Below are 24,962 nucleotides of genomic sequence, written 5' to 3'. Positions count from 1 at the left end.
AAACCACCCTGTGGCAGGAGAATGCCGCAGGGTGGTTTTTGTTGTACTGTGATTTTGTGCAATTTGACGGTCAATAAATTGAAATATACCTTTCGTTCCTACATTCTGTATTAAGCATTATGAAAGAACGATACACAGATCGCTCCCGGACCGGCGTGTGTCCCGATTGTACTACCGATTGTGCTGACCGGAAGCTCCTTTGTCTGACTGGCCCAGAGATCTGCGCTGTCTGCAATATATTTCTGAAGCAGTGAATCGTCGAGTCCACTGTATCCCAGCATATACGGCATGGAAAAATCAATGCCGTTTTTATTTTTCACTTCCTGGATGAGGATATTATTACCGTTTTTAGACCCCCTTGCTTTTCCTAAGATCACAACTTCACCTTTTTCGATAGCAATAACAGGCTTGATGGACAGGATATTTCCAGCCCATGCAGCAGTCTTTGAGATACGTCCACCCTGTTTTAAATATTCGAGGGTATCAAATACGGCTAAGACGCAGACATCCTTCTTCTTTTCTTCAAGTTTTTCGGCAATTTCTTTTGCGGAAAGTCCCTGGTCGCGCAGTCTTACGGCATAAAGTACGAGAATCTGTTCGCCGAGGCATACATTTAAGCTGTCCACTAATGTGATGCAGTCCTCGTAACCATCGAGTGCAATGTGGGCACTCTGGTATGTACCGGATAAAAGGGAGGACAGGCAGATCACAACAGCGGTGTCGCCGGCATCTTTTACTTCTTTGAATTTAGCTTCAAAGTCATGAGGCGATATCTGGCTGGTCGTCGGGATCGTTCCACATTCGATCAGTTTTTCATAAAATTCTTTATGGGAAATGGTAACACCGTCTAAATATTCCGTTTCACCAAAGATGGTTTTTAAAGGCATATAATCAAGATTTAATGCATCTGCCCGTTCTTTTGTGAGATCAGATGCGGAATCAACAATAATTCGTACACTCATTTTTAATCCTCCAACAAAATAGTTTGACTATCAAACAAAAACAAATATATAGGATACGCAGAAGATTGTCAAGATATTTTGGTAATCAAAATATCTGAAATGAAAAATCAAATGTAGTTGACAAAATTCGACAGACATAAGATACTTATGTAGTATAAGTGCCTGCATGACAGTAGAGTAAGAGTGGAAAATTATATAATAAAGCAGAAAAAAGCGGAAGAAATGTACAACGGGGTGGAGATGCTGGTGGATCTGGCAAGAAGGTATCCGGAACTATGGAAAGAAATCGACAGGCAGTGCACTGGGAACAGAGAGCGATATGGATTGCTCTGTGAAATATTGCTGACGGGGGAAAAAGAACGTTGCGAAGATGTAGTTGCAAAAATATACCGGTATGGAAGTATGATCGGTAGACAGGATCTGCTTGGCAGACAGATATTTTTGTGGCTGCTGCAGGTAATGCGGGAAAACGGGGAGTAAAATAAAGAAAATGGTGTTCGCCTGTCGGGAGGCACTGCCAGGAGACATTGCCTAACGGCAGAAAATAAATTAAGAAAGGATGTCATGCAGGCATAAAAAGTACAAAGGAATGTGCAAATTCCTTGCCACATAAAGAAAAAAGGTATACTATAAAGCAGAAATGTTTTTATGAGTAAGGAGAGTATACCATGAAGATTGTTGTTTTAGCAGGTGGTTTAAGTACAGAAAGAGATGTTTCCTTTAAAACCGGAGATATGGTGGCAAAGGCATTGAGAGAGAATGGACATCAGGTGATCTTACTTGATGTATTTATGGGATACAGTGATAAAAAAGAAGATCTGACAGGTATTTTTGACCGGAGTGAAGAAGTGAGCGTAAAAGTGTCCGGAATACCGGAAATCGCACCGGATCTTGCAAAGGTAAAAGCATCCAGAAAAGATCAGTCAGATAATTTCTTTGGACCGAATGTGATCGAATTGTGTCAGATGTCAGATATTGTATTTATGGCACTGCATGGAGAAAATGGGGAAAATGGTAAGATCCAGGCTGCATTTGATCTGTTTGGGATTCGTTATACAGGCAGCGGTTATTTGAGCAGTGCGCTTGCCATGGATAAAGAAATGTCGAAAAAACTGTTTTTATCTGCTGGTATACCGGCTCCAAAGGGTGCGTCCATGAAAAAGGCTGACCGCAGCGATGATATCGCAAAACTTGGCATCAGTTTCCCATGTGTGGTAAAACCGTGCTGTGGTGGTTCGAGTATCGGTGTTTCTATCGCACATAATGCGGATGAATATAAAGCCGCTTTAGATGAAGCTTTCCGCTGGGAAGAAAATCTGATCGTGGAAGAATATGTAAAGGGACGTGAGTTTTCTGTCGGTGTGATCGAGAGAAAGGCACTTCCGATCATTGAGATCGCTCCGGTGCAGGGATTCTATGATTACAAGAATAAATACAAAGCAGGCAGTGCAGTTGAAACCTGTCCGGCGGAACTTTCTGAAGCTGTCACAGAGAAAATGCAGCATTATGCAGAACAGGTAGCACAGGTGCTTGGACTTGACACCTATTCACGTACAGATTTCCTGTTAGATGAGAACGAAAACATTTATTGTTTAGAGGCAAATACTTTACCGGGAATGACACCTACAAGTCTTCTGCCACAGGAAGCACAGGTTGTCGGTGTGAACTTTAACGAATTGTGTGAGAAGCTGATTCAGATTTCCATGAGTAAATACGAAAAATAAAAATCAGGAATGGAGATTATCATGAAAAATATGACGCTGGAACGCATTACAGAAGTGTGCGACGGAGTATATTATGGCAGTGAGACAGACAAAACAAAAGAAATTACCGGAGCTGTGATAGACAGCAGACAGGTAGAGCCGGGATATCTTTTTATTGCGGTAAAAGGAGAAAAGGTGGACGGTCACCGGTTTATACCGCAGGTATTTGAAAAAGGAGCACTTGCCGTATTATCCGAGCAGGAGCTTTCTGATCCGGCAGGCCCGTATATCAGAGTAGAATCAACGCTTGGTGCGATGAAAAAACTTGCGGCATATTACAGGAGAACTCTCGATATCAAAGTTGTCGGCATTACCGGAAGTGTTGGAAAAACAAGCACAAAAGAGATGATCGCATCGGTTCTTTCCCAGAAATATAATGTGTTAAAGACAGAGGGAAACTTCAATAATGAGATCGGTCTTCCGCTTACGATCTTTAAGATCAGGGAACAGCATGAAGTTGCAGTGCTTGAGATGGGAATCTCAGAATTTGGAGAGATGCACCGCCTTGCGGAAATGGCGTATCCGGATATCTGTGTGATCACTAATATCGGATTGTGCCATCTGGAGAATCTTCTGACCAGAGATGGAATATTAAAGGCAAAAACAGAGAGTTTTGAACATCTGACACCGGAAGGAATTGCTGTGTTAAATGGGGACGATGATAAACTCTGTGAGAAAAAGACAGTAAACGGAAATAAGACAGTATTTTACGGTATCGGAAAAGAAGCAAAACTTGCAAAGACAGAGCAGGGCGAAAAATATCTTGCAGAGAAAGAAGTATATGCAACGGATGTAGAGCCGGTGGGGTTAGACGGAACAAAAGCGGTAATACATATTGGGGAAGAGAATTTTGCAGTGATGATTCCAATCGCAGGAGAGCATAATGTATACAATGCGTTAGCGGCAGTCTGTGTTGCAAGAAAGCTCGGTCTTAGTGTGGATGAAATGAAACGTGGGATCGAGTCGGTCAAAACAATCGGAGGAAGAAGCAATCTGATCCATAAGGAGGGAATGACGATCATCGACGATTGTTACAATGCCAATCCTGTTTCTATGAAAGCGTCCATTGACGTGCTTGCAGCGGCACCAGACAGAAAGATTGCAGTGCTTGGTGATATGGGAGAACTTGGTGAGAATGAGAAAGAATTGCATGCAATGGTCGGAGAGCATTTTAAAGGAAAAGGAATCGATGTCCTGTTTGCAGCGGGCGTATTGTCAGAGAATCTGGCACAGGCGGTAAAAAAATGCAGTCCACAGACGGAGGTTCATTATTTTAAATCAAAAGATGAACTCACAGCAGAATTGCTGCCTTATGTGAAGAGTGGTGACACTGTATTAGTAAAGGCATCTCATTTTATGGGATTCCCGGAGGTCGTAGGACAGCTTACAAAGTAAGTAACTGTGGGAAAATGCGAATTTATAATCGTTTATGAAAAATAAAAATCCCCGGATCACGATGGTGGTTCGGGGATTTTTCTGCATATCCAGAACGATCGAATATATACGAAACATGTGGCAGATAATTCAAATCTGTGGATCATTTTTCTCAAGCATTCCGGCGATCACACCCTGACAGTGTGCACCGATCTTTTTACGTGTGTCTTTGTCTAAAGACTTCGGATCGATCGGTTTGCCATATTCTACAATGACATGTACCGGTTTTACCTTTGGAAAATGTGCTTCTAAAATATCGGCGGAACCGGAGATCGCCATAGGTACAATCAGACATCCGGTTTTTTCTGCCATTTTAAAACTTCCTTCTTTGAATGGGAGCATCAGATCATCCGTTTTGTTGCGTGTTCCTTCAGGAAAAATACACATGGAAATCCCATTTTTGATATTATCGATTCCTGCAAGGATCGTCTTTAATGCTTCCTTGACATCAGAACGGTTGATGAACAGACAGTGCAGCCGTGTCATCCAGGTAGATAAAAGAGGAACTTTTTTCATGGAATCCTTTGCGACATAACCGGTCAGACGCGGACAGCGTGAGTAAGTGATGATGATATCGAAATAACTTCTGTGATTGCCGATGTAAAGAACCGGCTGGTCTTTTGGAACATTTTCCTCCCCGATGATGGTTAGTTTTGTGCCACAGATAAAGAGAATGACACGAAATGCCCACTGTACCATGCGAAGCTGGCTGATATCGGCAGCCTGACGGTTAAATTTCCCGATGATCCACTCGACAAAAAGCACCGGAATACCAATGATCAGATAGAGTATGGCAAAAAGCAATGCAAGTATTGCGCGTAACATAGTGCGTCCTTTCCGGGGAAATCCCCAAGTTTTATATATCCACATTATATAAGGTATCCAGGGGAAAAACAACTAAAAAAGACATATTTAAAGGTAAGAAGCCATATATTAAGATAGAAGCGTAAACTAGGGGCGGGTGTAAGAAAGCATGTTTCAAAAGTATCTGGTAAGAATATGTGGGGTGGGTCTGCTGATGGCGGGAGTGATCAGCGGATGCAGTATCGAGCAGACAAATGAAACGAAGGTAAGTGATCTTACATATACGATCGTTGAGGAATCTGAGACACCGGAAGAGTTAAGATCAATGATCGAAGAAAAGAAAGCAGCGGATTTTAAACTCACTTATGAGATGGAGGATGATCTGTATATTGTACGTGGATATGGAGAACAGGCGACAGGAGGATACAGTATCTGTGTGAAAGACTGTTATCTGACCACAAATGCAGTGGTATTTGATACAGAACTCATCGGGCCAAGAAAGGGCGAAGTTACAAACGCAAGCCCAAGTTTTCCTTATATTGTAATTCAGGTAAAAAACCAGGACAAAAGTATCATTTTTGAGTAAATATTCTTAAAATTTTTTTAAATAATTTAATTATGTTTGACAAAAATTTAGCACAGTGCTATTCTAAAGCAGAAAAGGAGTCCGGTAGAGATATTATTACAAATGTGTATGATTGCAGAATACCGGATTAAGGAGGTAGAACACATGCAACAGGCAGACATCAGAAAAGTTCGGGCATCCGTGCATCAGCAGTGCGGGAAAAAAGTAATGATTCAGCTTGACCGAGGACGCAATAAAGTTGACATCCAGGAAGGCGTCATCCAGAATGCTTACCCAAGCGTATTCACGATCCTGGTAAATGATGAGCGTGAAGAAAATCCACCTCAGTTATTATCATTCAGTTATTCTGATATTGTTACAAGAGATATACGCATGAAATTGTGCTAAACAGGTATAAAATCCCCCATGTCCGAATAAGATGGTTACAAAGATTCGGAATGGGGGACTTTTTTTGGAATTTCAGAAAATAAAACTACATAGAAGTGAAAAAAGAGGATCTGCAGTTACACAGATCACATTGGATGATGACTATAATGTGCCGGACTACAGACAGGATATTGTAAAAGTAATAAAAGAACATGGAGAACTGCGCTTTGATGAGGTAAAGGCGATGGAGGGGGCTGCATGGATCAAGGGAAGCCTTATTTTTAAAGTACTTTACCGGAGTGATAAACAGGAAGGTAAAATAAGCTGCCTGCGTGGTGAAATCCCATTTCAGGAACGGCTCAATATGGATGGACTGAGTGAATATGATGCAGTTCATGCTGTTGGGGATATAGAAGATCTTACAGTTGGTGTGATCAACTCCAGAAAACTAAATATCCGTGCGGTAATTGTCCTGACGGCATCTGCAGATACAGAAGTGGATGAGGAGCTGACATGTGAACTTTCAGATGGCAGTGACTATGAACAGAATATTGTAGAAAAGGAAGCGTTAAAACTGCTCGTGGTGCGGCGTGATATCTGCAGACAGAAAAGTGAGGCGGTTCTGCCATCAAGTAAACCGAATATCCGTGAAATACTCTGGCAGAGTATGCAGCTACGCAATGTTGAAAGCAGGCTTACGGAAGGCAATATCAGATTTTCCGGGGAAATACTGGTTTCCATATTATACAATGATGAGGAGGAAGGAGAACATTTATCCTGGTATGAGACAACAGTTCCGCTGGATGCACAGGCAGAGTGCGGTGTCATGGAGAATGACTGTATCTGGCAGGTAAAGATGATACCTGTGACGATGGAGCTGGAAGTCAAACCGGATTATGATGGGGAGGAGAGAATCCTTGTCATGGAACTGGCATTAGATATGCATATCCGTATCTGGAAGGAAGAAAAGATAAGGCTTTTAACAGATCTGTACTCATTGCAGAAAGATGTAAAGCCTGTCTGGAAGGAGTGTCCGCTGGAGAGACTTCTTGTTAAAAATGCCGCAAAGTGCAGGATGACTGAGCAGATGGAATTAAAAGAGGACAAAGAAAAAGTCCTTCAGATCTGTTCCTGTGAGGGAAAAGTACTTTTAGAACGACAGGAAATAACGCCGGAAGGTGTTCTTGCGGAAGGAACGATCGAGGTTCATATTTTATATATTACTCCGGATGATCATATGCCGGTTGGAGCGATGCAGGAAATTTATCCATTTTCACAGCTTGTGGAAATCCCGGAAATGTCAACGCAGGCAAAGGTGGAGCTGGATGCTTCATTAGAACAGCTTTCTGCAGTTATGCTGGATCAGGAGCATGTTGAGATCCGTGCAGCAGTACGGCTTGATCTGCTCGCCTTTGTTTCGGAGATCATACCAAATATCGAAGATGCCACAGAGTCACAACCGGATCTTGAGATGCTCAGAAACCGGCCGGGACTGGTGGGGTATATCGCCAGGGAGGGAGATGACCTGTGGACGATCGCGAAAGAAAATCATACGACCATACAAAATATCATGGAGACGAACCATAGAAAAAGTGAGACACTTTCCGCAGGTGAAAAGATTTTGATCGTGAAACAGGTCGGGTAAAATATTAAGTATTTGTGAATTTGTGGAAATCCTAACAATCATATAATAAAGTGTGATAGAATAAATAAGTACGGTTTCTGCCAGTCGCAGTCTGCCGTGCTTATTTTTGCAGGTAACAGAAGGAGAAATGCTTGATGAAGTGGGAAAAGGCATTAAAATATACAAAAAAAAGAAAAAGAATGATCGCTGTGGTTATGGCAGGGGTGATCGGATTTGCGTGTTTTTACTCTGCAGATGCATCTGTGATCAAAGATGCGCAGAAGAAAAAAAATGAGGCACAGCAGAATTTAGATAACATTAACCAGCAGATTAACAATATACAGAGTGAGCAGAGTAAAGTGAAAAGTCAGATGGCAGCATATGATGAGCAGTTGATGTCACTTCTGACAGATATGGAACTTTTAAAGACAGATATTGACAACAAGGAAGGAGAGATCGATCAGGCAAAGACAGACCTTGCAGCGGCACAGGAAAAGGAACAGAAGCAGTATGCGGATATGAAGCAGAGAATCCAGTACATGTATGAAAATGGTGATGATACATTTTTAGATGCCATTGTGAAGTCAGAAGATATATCGGATCTTTTAAACCGTGTGGAATATGTCTCAGAGGTATACAGCTATGACAGGGAGCTTTTAGTGGCATATCAGGAGACGGTACAGCAGGTGGCAGATTTAGAGTCACAGTTAGAGCAGGAACTGGCAGATATGGAGGAGTTGAAACAAAGTTATGAGCAGCAGGAAGCATCTTTAAATCAGGTGATCAATGAAAAGAAAGCACAGATCGCAGATTTTGATTCACAGCTTTCAAATGCAAAGACTCTGGCGAGTCAGTATGCTTCCACAATCCGTAAACAGAATGAAGTGATCGTACAGGAACAGGCACGTCAGGAAAAAGCCAGAAAAGAAGCAGAAGCAAAGGCAAAGAAAAGCAAAAAGAATAATACATCCCAGACTGCATCTACGGATGGTGGAACATCAACAGACAGTACAGGAGGCAGTACATCCACAACAGATTCAGGAAACAGTTCTTCGGGGAGCAGTTCTGACAGTGGTTCCTCTAACAGCAGTTCAACAGGATTGACGAATAATGCTTTAAATCCGTCCTATTCTACCGGTGTGAGTGGCAGCAGTGTGGTATCTTATGCGACTAATTTTGTGGGAAATCCATATGTGTTTGGTGGAAACAGTCTGACGGATGGAACGGACTGTTCCGGTTTTGTGTCTCTTGTATACAGCCATTTTGGTGTTTCACTTCCAAGAAGTTCCTATGCACTCCAGTCGAGCGGACAGGCAGTCAGCTATGAGAATGCACAGCCGGGGGATATTATCTGTTATCCCGGACATGTGGCAATCTATATGGGTGGCGGCAGGATCGTCCATGCATCGACACCGTCGAGTGGTATCTGTTATGGAAATGCAACCTACCGTACGATCACAACGGTGCGGCGTGTGTTGTAACTTTGATGATAAAAAAGCAGCAATAGATATTGAAAAAAATTATGAATTATATGGAAATTATGCTATAATCAATAAAGATTATTAGAATCAGGAAGGTAGGAGTATTATGCAGTTTGAAACATTACAAAAAGATATGATAGCTGCCATGAAGGCGAGAGATAAAGTACGTAAGGATGCAATTTCCACACTTGTTTCCGCAGCGAAGAAAGCTGCGATCGACGAGGGATGCAGAGATGATATTAAAGAGGAACTGGTAAACAGAGTGATCTTAAAGGAGATGAAATCTGTAAAAGAGCAGATTGACACCTGTCCTGCAAGCAGGGAAGATCTTCTGGCAGAATACCAGACAAGATATGATATTTTTGCAGAATATGCACCACAGATGATGTCAGCAGAAGAGGTAGAGGCATATATTACAGAGAAGTTTGCTGATGTGGCAGCAAGTAAAAATAAAGGACAGATCATGAAAGCTGTTATGCCGGAGTTAAAAGGAAAGGCTGACGGAAGTGTGATCAATCAGGTGGTGCAGAAATTATGTCAGTAAAAATTGGGAGAAATGATCCGTGCTGGTGCGGAAGCGGGAAAAAATACAAAGCATGCCATCAGGCATTTGATGAGCGTATTGCCCTGATCGCTTCACAGGGACATATTGTCCCGACACATGACCTTATTAAGAATGCTGATCAGATCGCAGGAATTAAGGAGAGCTGCAAGATCAATATTGCAGTGCTTGATTATATTGAGAAGCATATCCATGAGGGTATGAATACAGCAGAGATTGACAAGATCGTTTATGATATGACAACAGAAATGGGTGGTATTCCGGCACCGCTTAATTATGAGGGATATCCGTACAGTGTATGTACTTCTGTAAATGATCAGGTATGTCATGGTTTTCCGTCTAAAGATGTGATTTTAAAGTCCGGGGATATCATCAATGTAGATGTATCTACGATTTTAAACGGATATTTTTCAGATTCTTCAAGAATGTTCTGCATCGGGGATGTAAGCCCGGAGAAGAAGCGTCTTGTGGAAGTCACAAAAGAGTGCGTGGAACTTGGATTAAAAGAAGTAAAACCATGGGGATTTTTAGGCGATATGGGGCAGGCTGTGCATGACCATGCATTTGCAAACGGCTATACAGTTGTGCGTGAGATCGGTGGACATGGAGTCGGACTTGAGTTTCATGAAGAACCATGGGTTGGCTACAACACAAAACGTGGACAGGAAATGCTCTTAGTTCCAGGTATGATCTTTACGATCGAACCGATGGTCAATATGGGCAAAGTAGACATCTATGTAGATGATAAGAACGACTGGGAAGTTTATACCGAGGACGGACTTCCGTCTGCACAGTGGGAGATCATGGTACTGGTGACGGAAGACGGTCATGAGGTGCTCTGCTGGTAAAATAATCACAGGATGAGGCTATATGGAAGTTCTGCACACAAAAACTGTGCACAGTCAAAAGTAGGATCAATGTTTCTGAAATAACAGATGTTTTCCGAACAGTAAGATCTGCAGCGGCTCATCGTGGTAGCGGATGATATGACGGTAGATCACGACCGCTGAAATGATAAAACAGCCGAGTCGTATGGAATTTTGAGGTACGATCACAAACACAGTCAGCGTAAACAGTCCGTATGTAATGACGGACCGGAAAGAATGCGGGCGCAGTGTGAGCACCAGTGAAAATAAAATATAATAAAAGATCAGGCTGATGAGAGGATAAATTTCCGGAAACAGTCCGATCATAACTCCGAAAGAGACGGCAATTGCTTTGCCGCCTTTTTCTTTTTGGAAAAAAGGGAAAGCGTGACCGAATACAGGAGCTGCCATGACAAGCGCAAACAGCAGGGAACCGCAGTCTAAGAATTTTCCGGCAAAAAACACCGGAATGGTACCTTTTAAAAGTTCACAGAGCAGGGATAATGTACCTGCGAAAAAACCTGCCTGCATGTAAGCATTTGCGACACCAGGATTGTGATCAGTGGATGTTTTTGTAATGTCGGTTTTGAAAAATAATCTGGAAATCCAGTAGGCAAATAATGTACTGCCTAAAACAAATCCCAGAAGGATAAAAATAAAATATGTCATAATAATTTAAAATGCATACATTGTGTGACCAGTAACTATTTTTTCTAATGTTTTTATGATGTGCACGGCAGCGTCCGGTTTCCCATTTTCCATCTGTGCGAAAAGCATTTCTTCCCGCAGGGAAATATTTCCATGCCCATCAGGGGAGCTGGTGAGCAGTCTTTTTCCGAGTGTGATCTGTTTTGCAATATATTTTGAGGAGACGGAAAGATGTCTCTTTACAAAGAAATTGCGGTTTGCGGTCTCACATCCGGGAATCGGTGCTGTATGGACGATCGGAATACGCTTTACTAACGCTTCTGTGGAGGTGAGACCACCCGGTTTGGTAAAGATCACATCACAGGCATCCATATAGTCGGCAACACGGTTGGTGTAGCCAAGAATATGAACACGCGGATGATTCTTAAATTGTTTTTGCAGCACATCATAAATGTGCTTGTTATTGCCACAGATAATGATCATATGCTCGCCGGATCTTAAACGCAGTGAAAGTTCAGCCGCAAAGACAGCGAGTTTCCCGAATCCCATACTGCCACTCATAACAAGGCAGATCGGGACATTTGGTGGCAGATTTAAGGAATTGCGCGCACGGATCTTCGCTAAAATGCGGTCGTCAGAAGGGGAAAATGCGTGACTGACAGGAATACCGTAAGGGTATAGTCTGTCAGCAGGAATCCCACGGTGTACATATTCTGCAACGCAGTCCTCATGGGGCAGAAAATAGGCATCCAGCTCTGTCTCTTCCCAGAATGGAATACAGGTATAATCGGTGCCGATCGCAGCAGCAGGAATTTTTAGCATCCCCTTTTTCTTCATGTACGTCATTGTTTCTGCCGGGTAAAGGTGTGGCGTTACGATGATATCATAATCATGCTGTTTTAAATAGGCGGCAAGTTTTTTTGCCATCAGTGCATTGGTATAGTAGACAGGTGATTTATGTTTGCTACTCGAAATCGCCATGCCGATTTTATAGAGCATACCAAAAGCATGTGGCATATGTTTTACAAGTTCCACGTAGGCACCGCCTACTGCATGTGAAGTTTTTTTGCCGGAGAGCAGAAATATATCCAGCATGTCGGCAGTGTGGCCGCACCGGATGGCAGCTTCCCGGATCGCTTTTCCGGCGGCATTGTGCCCTTCGCCGGTATTACAGGATAAAATTAAGATTCTCATAGATACCAGTGTAGCATAACCGGGGCAAAAATTCGATACCTGATCGAAAGATATTGATTTTTGATTGGAAATATTGTTAAATAAAGGGGATTTGTGGTACGGGAGGTAAGGTTATGGCGACGATCAAAGAAATTGCAAAAGCCTGCGGTGTGTCGGTAGCTACCGTTTCGAATATCCTGAATGAAAAGCCGGGGGCAAGCGAAACGACAAGAAATCTTGTGTTAAAAACTGCAAAAGAAATGGATTATATGCCAAACTATGTGGCAAAAAATTTAAAAGCGCGCAATACCAGAAGCATCGGAGTCATTGCAGAGGATATGACGATCTTTAGCATACCGGACATCATTGACGGTATTACGGAATATTGTGAAAAGGTAAAATATCAGATCCTTCTGACCAATTTAAGATTGTATAAAAAATATAATGATTATTATTATCACAGAACGGATTATTACGGACTGGTGGATGAGGAGATCAAGAAACTGATCGCAACACAGGTGGATGGAATTATCTATGTGACGGCACATGAGCGCATCATGCATTGTATTCCCGACAATTTAAGCATTCCGGCTGTGATGGCATACGGCTATACGGAGAGTAAAAGCATTCCTTCCGTAGTTGTGGATGATGAGCGGGGAGCATATGAGATGATCCGCTATCTGATCACAAAGGGACATAAAAAGATTGGAGTGATAACAGGAAAAACCGACAGTCTCCATGCACAGGCGCGTCTGATCGGGTACCAGAAAGCGTTGCGTGATGCGGGGCTTTTGTACGATCCTGAGCTGATCTATTACGGAGACTGGGGGAGAGAATCCGGACATATTGGTGCAAAGCAGCTTTTTAAGAAACAGGTAACTGCCATATTCTGTATGAATGACCTTATGGCAGGCGGATGCTATGACTGGGCAGATGAATCGGGAATTAAAATACCTCAGGAGATTTCAATCGCAGGGTATGATAACAGAGAACTGTCAAGTTATTATAAACCGCCGCTTTCCACAACCGAACTTCCGCTTCATGATATCGGTTACAGAGCTGCTGAGGTTATGATAGGTCTTGTGGAAAATCAGCCGGGTGAGACAGAAGAACCGCTGGTATATAAAGTCCCATGTAAACAGTTAATCCGTCAGTCGATCAAAACATTATAGAAATAAAATACTTTGTCATCCGTAAATAAGTCCTTTTTGCTGATTATCCGGCAGAAAGGGCTTATTTTATGTAGGTGAAGATATTTGTGAATAAATGTAATGTTTTATAGGAAATATGCACTATTTGTGCAAGTTGCACATGGTTAAACGATTTAAAAAATAAATAAATTGTGCGAAAAAGCAAAAACTTAGAAAAAGTTAGAAAAGAGAAGAAAATATAATAAAAAATAGTAATATATTGATATAAATATAAAATAACATACTTTAATTATTGCAAACAGTATGTTATATATAAACAAGAACGAAATAGAAATCAATCAAAATAACGAAAAAAAGCAAAAGCACTTCAAAAAACATGCAAAAAGTATGAATGAAGTGTGAATAAACTGAGAACAGACATTTTGACCTGGTTAAACGTTTAATATTACACATGACAGGCGCATGAAGGAGGGAGGAAGTTATGGAGAAGAAAAAACTGACAGATGTGCCGCTGCATCAGATTCAGATCAAAGATGCATTTTGGGATAAATACATCCGATTAGTAAAAGATGTCATACTTCCTTACCAGTGGAACACGTTAAATGACAATGTGAAAGATGCGGCGCCAAGCCACTGTATCAAGAACTTTAAGATTGCTGCAGGTGAGGCAGAGGGAGATTTTGAAGGAGCTGTCTTTCAGGATACCGATGTTGCAAAGTGGTTAGAGGCAGTTGCATTTACCTTAGATTCATCCGGAAGAGATGACAAGTTGGAAAAACTTGCCGATGAGACGATCGACCTGATAGGGAAGGCACAATGTGAAGACGGATATTTAAATACCTACTTCACGATCAAAGAACCTGACAGAAGATGGACGAATCTGAAAGAAGGACATGAGCTTTACACGGCAGGACACATGATCGAAGCAGCGGTTGCATATTACAATGCAACAGGAAAAAGAAAGTTCCTCGACATCGTTTCAAGATTTGCAGATCTGATCTGTGAGACATTTGGACCGGAGAAAGGAAAGTGTCATGGCTATCCGGGGCATCCGGAAGTAGAACTTGCTTTAGTAAAATTGTACCGGGCAACCGGACAGAAAAGATATCTTGATCTTGCAAAGTTTTTTATTGATGCAAGAGGTGTGGGAGAAAATTATTTCTTTCAGGAAGAGAAGAAAGAAAAATATCAGCAGATATTTCCTGAATTTGCCGGATATGTACCGGAATATTCCCAGTCGCATCTGCCGGTAAGGGAGCAGAAAACGGCAGAGGGGCATGCAGTAAGAGCTGTTTATCTCTACAGTGCGATGGCAGATCTGGCATATGAATATCAGGATGAGACATTATTAGATGCCTGTAAAACACTCTGGAATAACATGACAGAGAAAAGAATGTACATCACAGGCGGTATCGGTTCATCAGGATTGTTAGAGCGGTTTACAACCGACTATGACCTTCCGAATGACAGAAATTATTCCGAATCCTGTGCATCCATCGGACTGGCGATGTTTGCAAAGCGGATGGAACAGATCACAAAGGATGCTAAATATGCGGACATTGTGGAAAAAGCACTGTATAATACGGTACTTGCCGGAATTGCGATGGATGGAAAGAGTTTCTTCTATGTAAATCCATTGGAAGTATGGCCGGATAACTGTATTGAACGGACATCCATGGAACATGTAAAACCGGTCAGACAGAAATGGTTTGGCGTGGCGTGCTGTCCACCGAATATAGCAAGAACACTTGCCTCCTTAGGACAGTACATCTACGGGGCAGATGAAAACAGTTTATACATCAATTTATATATATCGAATCAGACAAAACTTCTGATCGGAGAAACAGAGACAGAAGTGGATGTGGAAAGTAATTTCTTAAAGGATGGAACGGTAACGATCCGTCTGGATTCAAAGGAAGCGTCCAAAGGAACACTGGCACTCAGGATTCCTGGTTACACGAAAGAATTTAACGTGTGGCGCGGAAAACAGAAAATTGAAACACCGCTCATTAAAAACGGCTATCTTATGATAACAGATCTTATGGCATCTGAGGAGATCAGGATATCCTGTGATATGAAAGCAAGATTTGTATATGCAAATCCAAAAGTCAGAGCGGATGAAGGAAAAGTATGTATCATGCGTGGACCGCTGGTATATTGCATTGAGGAAACAGATAATGGAGCAAATTTAAGTTCCCTATATGTAGATACAAAAGAGCCGCTGACCGAAAAGTGGGAAGAACAGCTTTTAGGCGGTGTGATGACAGTAGAGGCAAAGGGAAAACGTATCTTAGAAGATAACTGGACGGCAGAAGAGTTATACAAAGAACAGCCGCCGGAGTTAAAGGATGTAACATTGAAAGCAGTCCCATATTGTTACTGGGGAAACCGGAAAACCGGGGAGATGGCAGTCTGGATCAGGAATCTGATCTGACAGAAAAATATGTATCACACGGAAGATCATCTGAAAAAAGGAGATACTTCCGATCTGATAAAGAAAAACCATTTGGGAGGTAAAAGTATGAAGAAAAAGGTTTTAGCAGCATTAATGTGTGCAGCAATGACAGTTGGAATGCTCGCTGGATGTGGCGGTAATTCCACAGCAGAAAACACCAGCGCCGATGCGGGGGAAGCAGCATCCGGTACTGAGAGCGCAGACAGCGGCGCAGGAAGAAGAGAGATGGATGTAGAAGGTGATGATGTCACAACACTTGAGGTCTGGACATTCATCGAGAACCATCAGGATTTCTACACCAGCATGGCTGAGAAGTGGAACGAAGAAAACCCGGATAAGAAAGTTAAACTTGTTTTATCCAACATGGCATATGATGATATGCATAACAAATTATCATTAGCATTGGAGTCAGGAGAAGGTGCTCCGGATGTCGTTGATATCGAGCTTGGTAAATTCCCTGCATTCATGACAGGTGATATCGGATTAAAACCATTGAACGATGCAGTAGAACCGTATCTTGACAATGTAGTAGAGTCCAGATTACAGCTTTACTCCAAAGATGGCAACTATTATGGATTCCCTACACACGTTGGTACGACCGTTGCTTTCTATAACACAGAAGCATTAGAGGCAGCAGGTATTGATTATACAACCATTAAGACCTGGGATGACTTCAAAGAAGCCGGTGCAAAATATAAAGAAGCAACCGGAAAAACATTTGCAGCATGTGAGACAACTGCTCAGTGGACATTAAACTTAATGCTCGCTCAGAAAGGCGGAGATTACTTAAATGATGATGGAAGCCTTGCAGTAAACAATGACACAATGGTTGAATGTTTACAGACCATGAAAGATATGCAGGATGCAGGTGCTATGGACGTAATTGCCGGTGGACAGCCTGACAACGAGGAAGCATATCCGTTATACAACAGCGGTGATGTTGCAGCAGCAATCATGCCATTCTGGCAGACCAGCCGTTACTTAAGCTACATGACAGACCTTTCTGGAAAAGTTGCAATCGCAGCACCTCCTGTATTTGGTGACAACGATGCAGTAAAGACAATCGGTGGTGGTGGTACCGGTACAGCAGTTGTAGCTTCCAGCCCGAATGCTGATCTTGCAGCAGAAGTATTTGCTTACATCAAACTTTCTGACACAGCAAACGTAGAGGTTTGGAATGTATTAGGATTTGACCCGGTTAACACAGCAGTATGGACAGACAAATCCGTAACAGAGAACCCGGATAACAAGTATGTACAGTACTTCAATACAAAGCCATTTGATGCATTATTAGATGTTCAGGACGGCATCGGATTACTGACCTGCTATACAGATGAGAAGATGCCATCAATCAACAACATCTTCTGTACAGAGACTTTGAATAATATCTTCGAGTCCGGTATGGATGTAAAAGAAGCGTTAGACGAGGCACAGTCTGCACTTCAGAATGAATTTGGAGAATAAGAGACAGGTTTAAACAGGCAGGGATGTGGGGCAGATGTCCTGCATCCCGTTTCCTGTTATGAGGGAAAAGGGGGCATTACAGCATGAATAAAGTGAAGAAGTTTTTGTATTCGCAAAAAGCAGCACCTTATGTGTTTATTCTTCCATTTGTTCTGACAGTCATTTTGTTTTGGGTATTCCCGATCGCAAATGGTGTACTGTTAAGTTTTCAGGACGTCCTGAAAGATAAATGGGTTGGAATGAACAACTATAAGAGATTACTCTCTGATACATATTTCAGAAAAGCAGTCTGGAACAGCTTTAAATACATGGTGGGAACACTGGTACTTTTAATTCCGTTTCCAATGTTATTTGCAAGCATGTTAAACAGTAAGCTGATGAAAGCAAAGGGATTTTTCAAATCTGTTTATTTTATCCCGGCACTGACATCTGTTGTCGTTGTAGGTACGATCTTCCGTCTGATGTTCGGTGAGATGGATACGGCACTTGCAAACCAGATTTTAAATTTCTTTGGACATTCTTCCATCAAATGGCTGAAAGGTGAATGGACCGGATACTTTGCACTTCTCCTGGTAGCGTGCTGGCGCTGGACCGGTGTCAATATCCTCTATTTCCTTGCAGGGTTACAGAATATCTCCACGGATCTCTACGAGGCGGCTTCCATCGACGGAGCGACAAAGTGGCAGCAGTTTAAGAGCATTTCAGTACCGCTTGTCAAACCGACCACGATCTATGTATTAACGATCAGTATTTATGCAGGACTTTCCATGTTCCTTGAGTCTTATATGTTATGGAAAGGAAACAACTCTCCACAGAATATCGGACTTACGATCGTTGGTTATCTGTATCGTCAGGGTATTGAAAAACGTGCAATGGGATATGCATGTGCAGTTGGTTTAGTGCTCCTTATCATCGTTATGATCATTAATATCATCCAGCTTGCACTGACCGGAACATTTAAGAAGGAGGAGAGATAATATGGCAGCAGAATCTGTTGGAATGAGCCAGAAAAAGAAAGACAGGGCAGCAACCATCGGTATGATCATATTTTTTTCCATCCTTGCGATCCTTACCGTTCTGCCGATCTATCTGTTGGTATTAGCCAGTTTTAAACCGGGAAACTTCCTGCTTCAGTATGGATTAAATCTGAATCTGGATATCCCGCATCTGACACTGGACAATTACAAATTACTTTTTACAGGCAAACATGATTACTGGACATGGTTTGGCAACAGCCTTATCTTAACCGTGATCACTGTGATCCTGACGTTGGCGATCAGTGCATTTGTTGCATATGGATTTGCAGCATATGATTTTAAGGGAAAGAACTTTTTCTTTATTATAGTTCTTCTGATCCTCTCTGTACCGTTTGAGGTTATTATGCTCCCTCTTTACAAACAGATTTCAAGCTGGGGCATGATGGACAGTTATGTATCGGTTGTGCTTCCGTTTTTGGCACATGCATCCACGATCTTTTTCTTCCGGCAGTATCTTTTAGGACTGCCAAAATCGTTGATCGAAGCAGGACGTATCGATGGTGCGACAGAGTACGGTATTTTCTTTAAGCTGATCGTACCGATCATGAAACCGGCATTTTCCGCGATGGCGATCTTAAATGGTATGAATGCATGGAACAATTATCTGTGGCCGTTGCTGGTTATCCGTTCTGCCGACAAGTACACACTGACCATTGGTCTTAACACACTGATCAACCCGTATGGTGATAACTACAGTCTGTTAGTTGTTGGTTCTGTATTTTCCATCATACCGATATTTATCTTATTTATCTGCTTCCAGAAATACTTTATCGAAGGTATGACAGCAGGTGCAGTAAAAGAGTGATCGTGTAAAAATTGACAATTAAGGAGGAAACATGCATGAGCAGAAAAGCCAAAATGGTACTGGATAAAGAATTTCAGATCGCCCCGATCGATAAAAGAATATACGGTTCTTTTATCGAGCATCTTGGAAGAGCGGTTTATGAGGGAATCTATCAGCCGGGACATCCGTCTGCAGATGAGGATGGATTCCGTAAAGATGTGATGGAGCTGGTAAAGGAGCTTGATGTGCCGATCATCCGTTATCCGGGCGGCAACTTTGTATCAAACTTTTTCTGGGAGGATTCCGTTGGACCGGTGGAGGAACGTCCACACCGTCTGGAGCTTGCCTGGAGAAGTTTAGAGAAAAATGAGATCGGATTAAATGAATTTTCCAAATGGGCAAAAAAAGTCAACTCCGATGTCATGATGGCAGTGAACCTTGGAACCCGCGGCATTGCAGATGCCTGCAATCTTTTAGAGTACTGCAATCATCCTTCGGGAACGAAATACAGTGACCTGCGTATCAGACATGGTGTGAAAGATCCGCATAAGATCAAAGTCTGGTGCCTTGGAAATGAGATGGACGGACCATGGCAGATCGGACACAAGACAATGGAAGAGTACGGAAGACTGGCAGAGGAGACAGCAAAGGCAATGCGCCTGATCGATCCGGACATTGAGCTGGTATCCTGCGGAAGCTCCAACCTGGATATGCCTACGTTCCCGGACTGGGAGGCTGTTACACTCAGTCATACTTATGATTATGTGGACTATATCTCCATGCATCAGTATTATGGCAACCGTGACAATGACAGCAATGATTTTCTTGCGCAGTCCGATGATATGGATACATTTATCCGTACAGTCATTGCAACCTGTGATTATGTTAAAGCGAAAAAACGCAGCAAAAAAGTTATGAATTTAAGTTTTGATGAATGGAATGTATGGTTCCACTCGAATGCCGCAGATGATGATATTACAGAAAATCATCCATGGCAGGTAGCACCTCCGATGTTAGAGGATATCTATAACTTTGAGGATTCCCTGTTAGTCGGACTGATGCTGATCACACTGATGAAACATGCAGACCGTGTCAAGATGGCATGTCTGGCACAGTTAGTCAATGTTATCGCACCGATCATGACAGATGCGGCAGGCGGTGCATGGAAACAGACGATCTTTTATCCATTCATGCATGCATCAAAATACGGCAGAGGCATCGCATTGCAGCCGGTAATCTCAAGCTCCAGACATGCAACAGCAAAACATGATGAGATCACGGATGTGGAGTCTGTGGCTGTCTATAACGAAGAAAAAGACGAAGTCACGATCTTTGCAGTAAACCGTAACCTGGAAGAGGATGTAGAGCTTACCACCGATGTGCGCAGCTTTGCGGGATACCGGATCAAAGAGCATATCGTGATGGAAAACGATGACTTAAAAGCAGCCAACACGCTGACCGAACAGAATGTATATCCGGTTAACGCAGATGACAGAAGTAAACTTGATGACGGTGTTGTCACAAGCGTGTTAAAGAAAGCATCCTGGAATGTGATCCGTCTTGGAAAATAGAATGTGAGAGCAGTTGTGTGAACAAATTGTTACAGATTCTTCAAATAGAATTCAAAAAATGTACAACGGGATTTCACAAATTGCGGATATATTATTAGTATCACGAAAGAGTGATAAAACTTTTTTTCATAAATTCTCCCCCTTTTTAAATCCACCATTTCCCCAAATGGTGGATTTTTTGTGCAATAATTAAAAATATTATTAAAATAGACGCTTTTTGATGACAGAATATCAGCAGTATGCTAAAATTCAGACAAGTATTTTCAGATGTATGAAACGAGGGAAAATAGTTAAACAACTTGTGATTTATTTTAAATACGAGGAAAAAGGAGTGTCCGTATGAGTAATACAACCAAAAGGGCATTAGAAGCATCCTTAAAAAAATTACTTTTACAGAAACCATTAGATAAAATTACGATCCAGGATCTGACCACGGACTGTGGAATCAGCCGCATGGCATTTTATTATCACTTTAAAGATATTTACGATCTGGTTGAATGGGCGTGCGTGGAGGACGGAAAGAGAGCTCTGCAGGGCAAGCGTACCTATGATTCCTGGCAGGAGGGACTGGAACAGATTTTTGAGGCAGTATTGGAAAATAAACCGTTTATTATGAATGTATACCGTTCTGTCAGCAAGGATCAGATCGAAAGTTACCTTTATAAGCTGACATACGATCTGATCGAGGGTGTGGTGGAGGAACAGGCACAGGCAAGCAGCATTTCTAAGGAGGATAAACGTTTTATCGCAGATTTTTACAAGTATGGTTTTGTTGGTATAATGTTAGACTGGATCAAAGATGGCATGCAGGAAGATTACAGTAAAATTGTAAATAAAATGAGCCTGACATTACATGGCAGTATAGGCAATTCAATCCAGAATTTTTTAGAGAAAGAGTAATTTTATCAAAACAGGTGAAGTGATAAAAATATTATCATTTCGCCTGTTTTGTATATTGGATTTTTATTTGGAAAGTAATAAGATGACCACAGAACGAAGATAATAAAAGCAGTTAGAAAGGAGATTCTTATTATGTCAAATAAAAATAAAACGATCGCGTTAGCATCTTTGATTGCAGCAGGAGCCGGCGTGGCAGCAGTTGCGGCAAACAACAGCCATAAACAGGCAAAAGCAAAGAAAATTGCCGAAAAACAGCAGAGTGAAAACAGTACGCCATACCGTAATACAGAGCGTGGAAAATACCAGAAAAACAGTAAAGGCATTTACTATACCAATGGTAACTACGAGGCATTTGCACATCCGAAAAAACCGGAAGGTGTCGATGAGAAAAACGCTTACATCGTAGGAAGCGGTCTTGCATCTTTAGCAGCAGCATGTTTTCTGGTCCGTGACGGACAGATGCCGGGCGATCATATCCATATTTTAGAGGCAATGGATATTGCCGGCGGTGCATGTGATGGTATTTTTGATCCGTCCAGAGGATATGTAATGCGCGGCGGTCGTGAGATGGAGAACCATTTTGAGTGTCTGTGGGATCTCTTCCGCAGTATTCCTTCGATTGAGACGCCTGGTGTATCTGTCCTGGATGAATATTACTGGCTGAACAAAGAAGATCCGAACTATTCTCTGTGCCGTGCAACTGAAAACCGTGGCGAGGATGCACATACAGATGGAAGATTCAATTTAAGCCAGAAAGGCTGTATGGAGATCATGAAACTTTTCATGACCAAAGACGAGGATCTCTACGACAAGACGATCGAGGATGTCTTTGATGATGAAGTGTTTGATTCTACTTTCTGGCTGTACTGGAGAACCATGTTTGCATTTGAAAACTGGCACAGCGCATTGGAGATGAAACTTTATTTCCAGAGATTCATCCATCATATCGCAGGTCTCCCAGATTTCAGTGCATTGAAATTTACCAAATACAATCAGTATGAATCATTGATCCTGCCAATGCAGAAATATCTGGAAGCAGCAGGGGTTGATTTCCAGTTTAATACGGAAGTGACCAACGTGATCTTTGATATCAAAGGTGGCAAAAAAGTAGCTACAGCGATCGAGTGTAAGGTAAAAGGTGTTGAGAGCGGTATTGTCCTGACAGAAAATGATCTTGTATTTGTGACAAACGGAAGCTGCACCGAAGGCACGATTTATGGTGATCAGAATCATGCGCCGAACGGAGATGCAGAAGTCCGCAACAGTGGCTGCTGGAATTTATGGAAAAACATTGCAAAACAGGATCCGTCGTTTGGACGCCCGGAGAAATTCTGTTCCGATGTTGCCAAGACAAACTGGGAGTCTGCAACGGTAACTACGCTGGATGATAAGATCCTGCCATATATCACGAATATCTGTAAGAGAGATCCAAAGAGTGGCAAAGTTGTAACCGGTGGTATCGTAAGCTGCAAGGATTCGAGCTGGCTGTTAAGCTGGACGATCAACAGACAGGGACAGTTCAAGGATCAGGATAAAGATAAAGTCTGCGTATGGGTATACGGATTGTTTACCGATGTACCGGGTGATTATGTAAAGAAACCTATGAAAGAGTGTACCGGTAAAGAGATCACGGAAGAGTGGCTGTATCATATGGGTGTACCGACGGATCAGATCGAAGAACTTGCAGAGCACAGCGCTGTCTGCGTACCGACTATGATGCCATACATCACAGCATTCTTTATGCCAAGAACCAAAGGTGACCGCCCGGATGTTATCCCGGATGGATGTGTAAACTTTGCATTCTTAGGACAGTTTGCAGAGACACCGAGAGATACTGTATTTACCACAGAGTACTCTGTCAGAACTGCAATGGAGGCTGTATACGGACTGCTTGGCGTAGATCGTGGTGTACCTGAGGTATGGGGAAGCGTATATGATATCCGTGAACTCTTAGACAGCAGTGTCAAACTCATGGATGGCAAATCCCCATTAGAGATCCAGCTTCCTGGACCGCTTAATGCATTAAAGAAACCGCTGATCCGTCTTGTAAAGGGTACTGTGGTTGAGAAAGTGCTGCGGGATCATAATGTATTAAAAGATGAAATGTTAGCATAAAATATTGCAGAGAGCGCTAATTTCAGGTAAATGTTTAGTTTAAATGAATATTTGTTTTAGATGAATTTTTAGTTCAGATGAATGGAATGGACATATGAAAAAGACAGGATTATGGGTTAGCCCGTGATCCTGTCTTTTTCTCAAAGTTTCGTGTTTTTCATGATTGGTCTGTCAGAAACGATTATTTTTTCATTTCCATATAAGGTAAAAAGGAAAAGCCATTTTTTTCATAGACTTTGATAGCTCTGTTATTTTCTTCCTCTACTTCCAGTCTGAGGATGGCATCCGGGTATTTTTTCCCGATATAATCAATAAATTTGCTTCCGATACCGGTTCCACGGCAGGATTCTTTGATATAAATATCCTCAATCCACATACATGGTCTGCCAAATTCTGTGGAAAAACTTTTGGCGATCATGCCGTAGCCCTGGATTTCGCCGGATACTTCAAAAATATATCCTTCCAGGTAAGGACAGTCATTGATACAGTTTTCGATATCATTCCGGAAAATGTCGTCGGAACCGTTTGTAAAAACTGCCGGTGATGTGTAAAATACACGCATCATTTCAAGAACACTGTTTTTGTCTTTAGGTGTCATAGGTCTTATGATACTGTTCATTTTTATCCTCCATTTAAGAAAAATTGATGTGTTTTTTGACAAGTATATATGAATGAGCTGCCCGGCAAATATTGGTTTGTGGGTGACATGAGTTTCCTTGTGTAGGGTGGTTCTGGGGGGGTACGATTGGCAAATTGCATCAAGCCGGGACTGTTTTGTTCCGTTGTACGAAAATAAGGCAAGTCTAAGTCAGCCTGATTTAATGTTTCTCGGAGTGACGTGTGCGTCTTAAACGCCCCGTCCGGGGGCATTAAGACTTGTGCTACCGTCCGTGGCAGCACAACACTGTGTTACGAACAGGCAGACTAAGATTGCCTAATTTTCTCCCAAAGTCACAAAACGAATCCCGGCTTGATGCGATTTGCCAGCCGCAAGGTTGTGAACCACCCTTCGCCGGGAAACTCATTTTACAACCTTGAGGGACGTAAATTTTTAGTGTTTTGTGTCTGAATCTGATTAAAAAAATATTTCCAAATAACTATATTCAATAGTTTATTATTTGTTTGATAACGTTGGAAAAAATTTCAATGTATTCCACTATGCCCATGTTTATTGCCATACAAATTTGAAAAAATATTCTGTGTTATTTGGTCTGGC

The 24,962-nt window shown here is 42.1% G+C and carries 22 protein-coding genes; 17 read left to right on the top strand and 5 right to left on the bottom strand.

From position 1 onward, the window contains the following. Positions 1–110: 110 nt before the first annotated feature. The gene (locus tag DW650_RS15260; RefSeq protein WP_117920073.1) at positions 111–962 is read right to left on the bottom strand and encodes a DegV family protein; all 852 of its coding nucleotides are present in this window, start codon (positions 960–962) and stop codon (positions 111–113) included. Between the two features lie 183 nt (positions 963–1,145). On the opposite strand from DW650_RS15260, the gene DW650_RS15255 reads away from it, so the two are divergent. The 3 genes from DW650_RS15255 to DW650_RS15245 all read left to right on the top strand — a co-directional run bounded on the left by DW650_RS15255 (position 1,146) and on the right by DW650_RS15245 (position 4,120). Next, on the top strand, positions 1,146–1,442 hold the full coding sequence (locus DW650_RS15255) for a hypothetical protein (RefSeq protein WP_117920075.1): 297 nt from the start codon (positions 1,146–1,148) through the stop codon (positions 1,440–1,442). A 188-nt stretch (positions 1,443–1,630) separates the two neighbouring features. Beyond that, positions 1,631–2,686, top strand: coding sequence for a D-alanine--D-alanine ligase family protein (locus DW650_RS15250; RefSeq protein ID WP_118210414.1), 1,056 nt, complete (start codon positions 1,631–1,633; stop codon positions 2,684–2,686). 21 nt (positions 2,687–2,707) lie between these two features. Next, complete coding sequence (locus DW650_RS15245; protein ID WP_118210413.1) at positions 2,708–4,120, top strand: UDP-N-acetylmuramoyl-tripeptide--D-alanyl-D-alanine ligase; 1,413 nt, start codon at positions 2,708–2,710, stop codon at positions 4,118–4,120. A gap of 129 nt (positions 4,121–4,249) precedes the next feature. Here DW650_RS15245 and DW650_RS15240 read toward each other — a convergent pair whose 3' ends face one another. Then, on the bottom strand, positions 4,250–4,984 hold the full coding sequence (locus DW650_RS15240) for a lysophospholipid acyltransferase family protein (RefSeq protein WP_118210412.1): 735 nt from the start codon (positions 4,982–4,984) through the stop codon (positions 4,250–4,252). Between the two features lie 148 nt (positions 4,985–5,132). Between DW650_RS15240 and DW650_RS15235 the strand changes: the two genes are divergently transcribed. The 6 genes from DW650_RS15235 (at position 5,133) to DW650_RS15210 (ending at position 10,430) form a co-directional block, all read left to right on the top strand. Continuing rightward, the gene (locus tag DW650_RS15235; protein WP_117920083.1) at positions 5,133–5,549 is read left to right on the top strand and encodes a protease complex subunit PrcB family protein; all 417 of its coding nucleotides are present in this window, start codon (positions 5,133–5,135) and stop codon (positions 5,547–5,549) included. 144 nt (positions 5,550–5,693) lie between these two features. Continuing rightward, entirely contained in the window at positions 5,694–5,936 is a 243-nt protein-coding gene (locus tag DW650_RS15230) for a Veg family protein (RefSeq protein WP_117920124.1), read from the top strand. Between the two features lie 64 nt (positions 5,937–6,000). Beyond that, positions 6,001–7,560, top strand: a complete 1,560-nt coding sequence (locus DW650_RS15225; protein WP_243006763.1) for a DUF3794 and LysM peptidoglycan-binding domain-containing protein — start codon at positions 6,001–6,003, stop codon at positions 7,558–7,560. Positions 7,561–7,694: 134 nt separating this feature from the next. Then, positions 7,695–9,020 (top strand): C40 family peptidase, encoded by a 1,326-nt coding sequence (locus tag DW650_RS15220; protein ID WP_117920087.1) that lies wholly within the window; start codon positions 7,695–7,697, stop codon positions 9,018–9,020. 106 nt (positions 9,021–9,126) lie between these two features. Next, the gene (locus tag DW650_RS15215) at positions 9,127–9,564 is read left to right on the top strand and encodes a GatB/YqeY domain-containing protein (RefSeq protein ID WP_006856410.1); all 438 of its coding nucleotides are present in this window, start codon (positions 9,127–9,129) and stop codon (positions 9,562–9,564) included. Further along, positions 9,555–10,430: a methionyl aminopeptidase gene (locus DW650_RS15210; protein WP_117920089.1), complete on the top strand. Its 876-nt coding sequence runs from the start codon at positions 9,555–9,557 to the stop codon at positions 10,428–10,430. Before DW650_RS15215 ends, DW650_RS15210 begins: the two co-directional genes overlap by 10 nt. A 66-nt stretch (positions 10,431–10,496) precedes the next feature. Here the strand turns inward: DW650_RS15210 and DW650_RS15205 are convergent, their stop codons facing one another. Together DW650_RS15205 and DW650_RS15200 are read right to left on the bottom strand one after the other, a co-directional pair. After that, entirely contained in the window at positions 10,497–11,117 is a 621-nt protein-coding gene (locus tag DW650_RS15205) for a glycerol-3-phosphate acyltransferase (RefSeq protein ID WP_118210411.1), read from the bottom strand. 6 nt (positions 11,118–11,123) lie between these two features. After that, positions 11,124–12,290: an MGDG synthase family glycosyltransferase gene (locus DW650_RS15200; RefSeq protein ID WP_118210410.1), complete on the bottom strand. Its 1,167-nt coding sequence runs from the start codon at positions 12,288–12,290 to the stop codon at positions 11,124–11,126. Positions 12,291–12,403: 113 nt separating this feature from the next. Here DW650_RS15200 and DW650_RS15195 point away from each other — a divergent pair, with 113 nt between their 5' ends. The 8 genes from DW650_RS15195 (at position 12,404) to DW650_RS15160 (ending at position 23,746) form a co-directional block, all read left to right on the top strand. Continuing rightward, positions 12,404–13,441 carry a LacI family DNA-binding transcriptional regulator gene (locus tag DW650_RS15195; RefSeq protein ID WP_118210409.1) on the top strand — a complete coding sequence of 346 codons (1,038 nt, stop codon included), beginning with the start codon at positions 12,404–12,406 and terminating at the stop codon, positions 13,439–13,441. 460 nt (positions 13,442–13,901) lie between these two features. Continuing rightward, positions 13,902–15,854, top strand: coding sequence for a glycoside hydrolase family 127 protein (locus tag DW650_RS15190; protein ID WP_118210408.1), 1,953 nt, complete (start codon positions 13,902–13,904; stop codon positions 15,852–15,854). Between the two features lie 87 nt (positions 15,855–15,941). Next, the gene (locus DW650_RS15185) at positions 15,942–17,339 is read left to right on the top strand and encodes an ABC transporter substrate-binding protein (protein ID WP_118210442.1); all 1,398 of its coding nucleotides are present in this window, start codon (positions 15,942–15,944) and stop codon (positions 17,337–17,339) included. Positions 17,340–17,422: 83 nt separating this feature from the next. Beyond that, positions 17,423–18,316, top strand: a complete 894-nt coding sequence (locus tag DW650_RS15180) for a carbohydrate ABC transporter permease (protein WP_006856419.1) — start codon at positions 17,423–17,425, stop codon at positions 18,314–18,316. A 1-nt stretch (position 18,317) separates the two neighbouring features. Next, the gene (locus DW650_RS15175; protein ID WP_015522226.1) at positions 18,318–19,181 is read left to right on the top strand and encodes a carbohydrate ABC transporter permease; all 864 of its coding nucleotides are present in this window, start codon (positions 18,318–18,320) and stop codon (positions 19,179–19,181) included. Positions 19,182–19,216: 35 nt separating this feature from the next. Further along, positions 19,217–20,731 carry an arabinosylfuranosidase ArfA gene (gene arfA / locus DW650_RS15170; RefSeq protein ID WP_118210407.1) on the top strand — a complete coding sequence of 505 codons (1,515 nt, stop codon included), beginning with the start codon at positions 19,217–19,219 and terminating at the stop codon, positions 20,729–20,731. Between the two features lie 339 nt (positions 20,732–21,070). After that, the gene (locus DW650_RS15165; RefSeq protein ID WP_118210406.1) at positions 21,071–21,631 is read left to right on the top strand and encodes a TetR-like C-terminal domain-containing protein; all 561 of its coding nucleotides are present in this window, start codon (positions 21,071–21,073) and stop codon (positions 21,629–21,631) included. Between the two features lie 132 nt (positions 21,632–21,763). Next, the gene (locus tag DW650_RS15160; RefSeq protein ID WP_118210405.1) at positions 21,764–23,746 is read left to right on the top strand and encodes an oleate hydratase; all 1,983 of its coding nucleotides are present in this window, start codon (positions 21,764–21,766) and stop codon (positions 23,744–23,746) included. Between the two features lie 181 nt (positions 23,747–23,927). Here the strand turns inward: DW650_RS15160 and DW650_RS15155 are convergent, their stop codons facing one another. Next, positions 23,928–24,365, bottom strand: coding sequence for a GNAT family N-acetyltransferase (locus tag DW650_RS15155; RefSeq protein WP_117920104.1), 438 nt, complete (start codon positions 24,363–24,365; stop codon positions 23,928–23,930). Positions 24,366–24,962: the final 597 nt, after the last annotated feature.

The sequence above is a fragment of the Roseburia sp. AM23-20 genome (assembly GCF_003470905.1).
In the GTDB taxonomy this organism is placed as follows: Bacteria; Bacillota; Clostridia; order Lachnospirales; family Lachnospiraceae; genus Roseburia; species Roseburia rectibacter.
Note: the sequence above shows the minus strand (reverse complement) of the source record. Positions and strands in the feature narration are given on the sequence as shown.

Coding starts and splice junctions, on each gene's coding strand:
- DW650_RS15260 (WP_117920073.1), bottom strand. CDS start 962: ATGAGTGTACGAATTATTGTTGATTCCGCATCTGATCTCACAAAAGAA.
- DW650_RS15250 (WP_118210414.1), top strand. CDS start 1,631: ATGAAGATTGTTGTTTTAGCAGGTGGTTTAAGTACAGAAAGAGATGTT.
- DW650_RS15245 (WP_118210413.1), top strand. CDS start 2,708: ATGAAAAATATGACGCTGGAACGCATTACAGAAGTGTGCGACGGAGTA.
- DW650_RS15240 (WP_118210412.1), bottom strand. CDS start 4,984: ATGTTACGCGCAATACTTGCATTGCTTTTTGCCATACTCTATCTGATC.
- DW650_RS15235 (WP_117920083.1), top strand. CDS start 5,133: ATGTTTCAAAAGTATCTGGTAAGAATATGTGGGGTGGGTCTGCTGATG.
- DW650_RS15230 (WP_117920124.1), top strand. CDS start 5,694: ATGCAACAGGCAGACATCAGAAAAGTTCGGGCATCCGTGCATCAGCAG.
- DW650_RS15220 (WP_117920087.1), top strand. CDS start 7,695: ATGAAGTGGGAAAAGGCATTAAAATATACAAAAAAAAGAAAAAGAATG.
- DW650_RS15215 (WP_006856410.1), top strand. CDS start 9,127: ATGCAGTTTGAAACATTACAAAAAGATATGATAGCTGCCATGAAGGCG.
- DW650_RS15210 (WP_117920089.1), top strand. CDS start 9,555: ATGTCAGTAAAAATTGGGAGAAATGATCCGTGCTGGTGCGGAAGCGGG.
- DW650_RS15205 (WP_118210411.1), bottom strand. CDS start 11,117: ATGACATATTTTATTTTTATCCTTCTGGGATTTGTTTTAGGCAGTACA.
- DW650_RS15200 (WP_118210410.1), bottom strand. CDS start 12,290: ATGAGAATCTTAATTTTATCCTGTAATACCGGCGAAGGGCACAATGCC.
- DW650_RS15195 (WP_118210409.1), top strand. CDS start 12,404: ATGGCGACGATCAAAGAAATTGCAAAAGCCTGCGGTGTGTCGGTAGCT.
- DW650_RS15190 (WP_118210408.1), top strand. CDS start 13,902: ATGGAGAAGAAAAAACTGACAGATGTGCCGCTGCATCAGATTCAGATC.
- DW650_RS15185 (WP_118210442.1), top strand. CDS start 15,942: ATGAAGAAAAAGGTTTTAGCAGCATTAATGTGTGCAGCAATGACAGTT.
- DW650_RS15180 (WP_006856419.1), top strand. CDS start 17,423: ATGAATAAAGTGAAGAAGTTTTTGTATTCGCAAAAAGCAGCACCTTAT.
- DW650_RS15175 (WP_015522226.1), top strand. CDS start 18,318: ATGGCAGCAGAATCTGTTGGAATGAGCCAGAAAAAGAAAGACAGGGCA.
- arfA (WP_118210407.1), top strand. CDS start 19,217: ATGAGCAGAAAAGCCAAAATGGTACTGGATAAAGAATTTCAGATCGCC.
- DW650_RS15165 (WP_118210406.1), top strand. CDS start 21,071: ATGAGTAATACAACCAAAAGGGCATTAGAAGCATCCTTAAAAAAATTA.
- DW650_RS15160 (WP_118210405.1), top strand. CDS start 21,764: ATGTCAAATAAAAATAAAACGATCGCGTTAGCATCTTTGATTGCAGCA.
- DW650_RS15155 (WP_117920104.1), bottom strand. CDS start 24,365: ATGAACAGTATCATAAGACCTATGACACCTAAAGACAAAAACAGTGTT.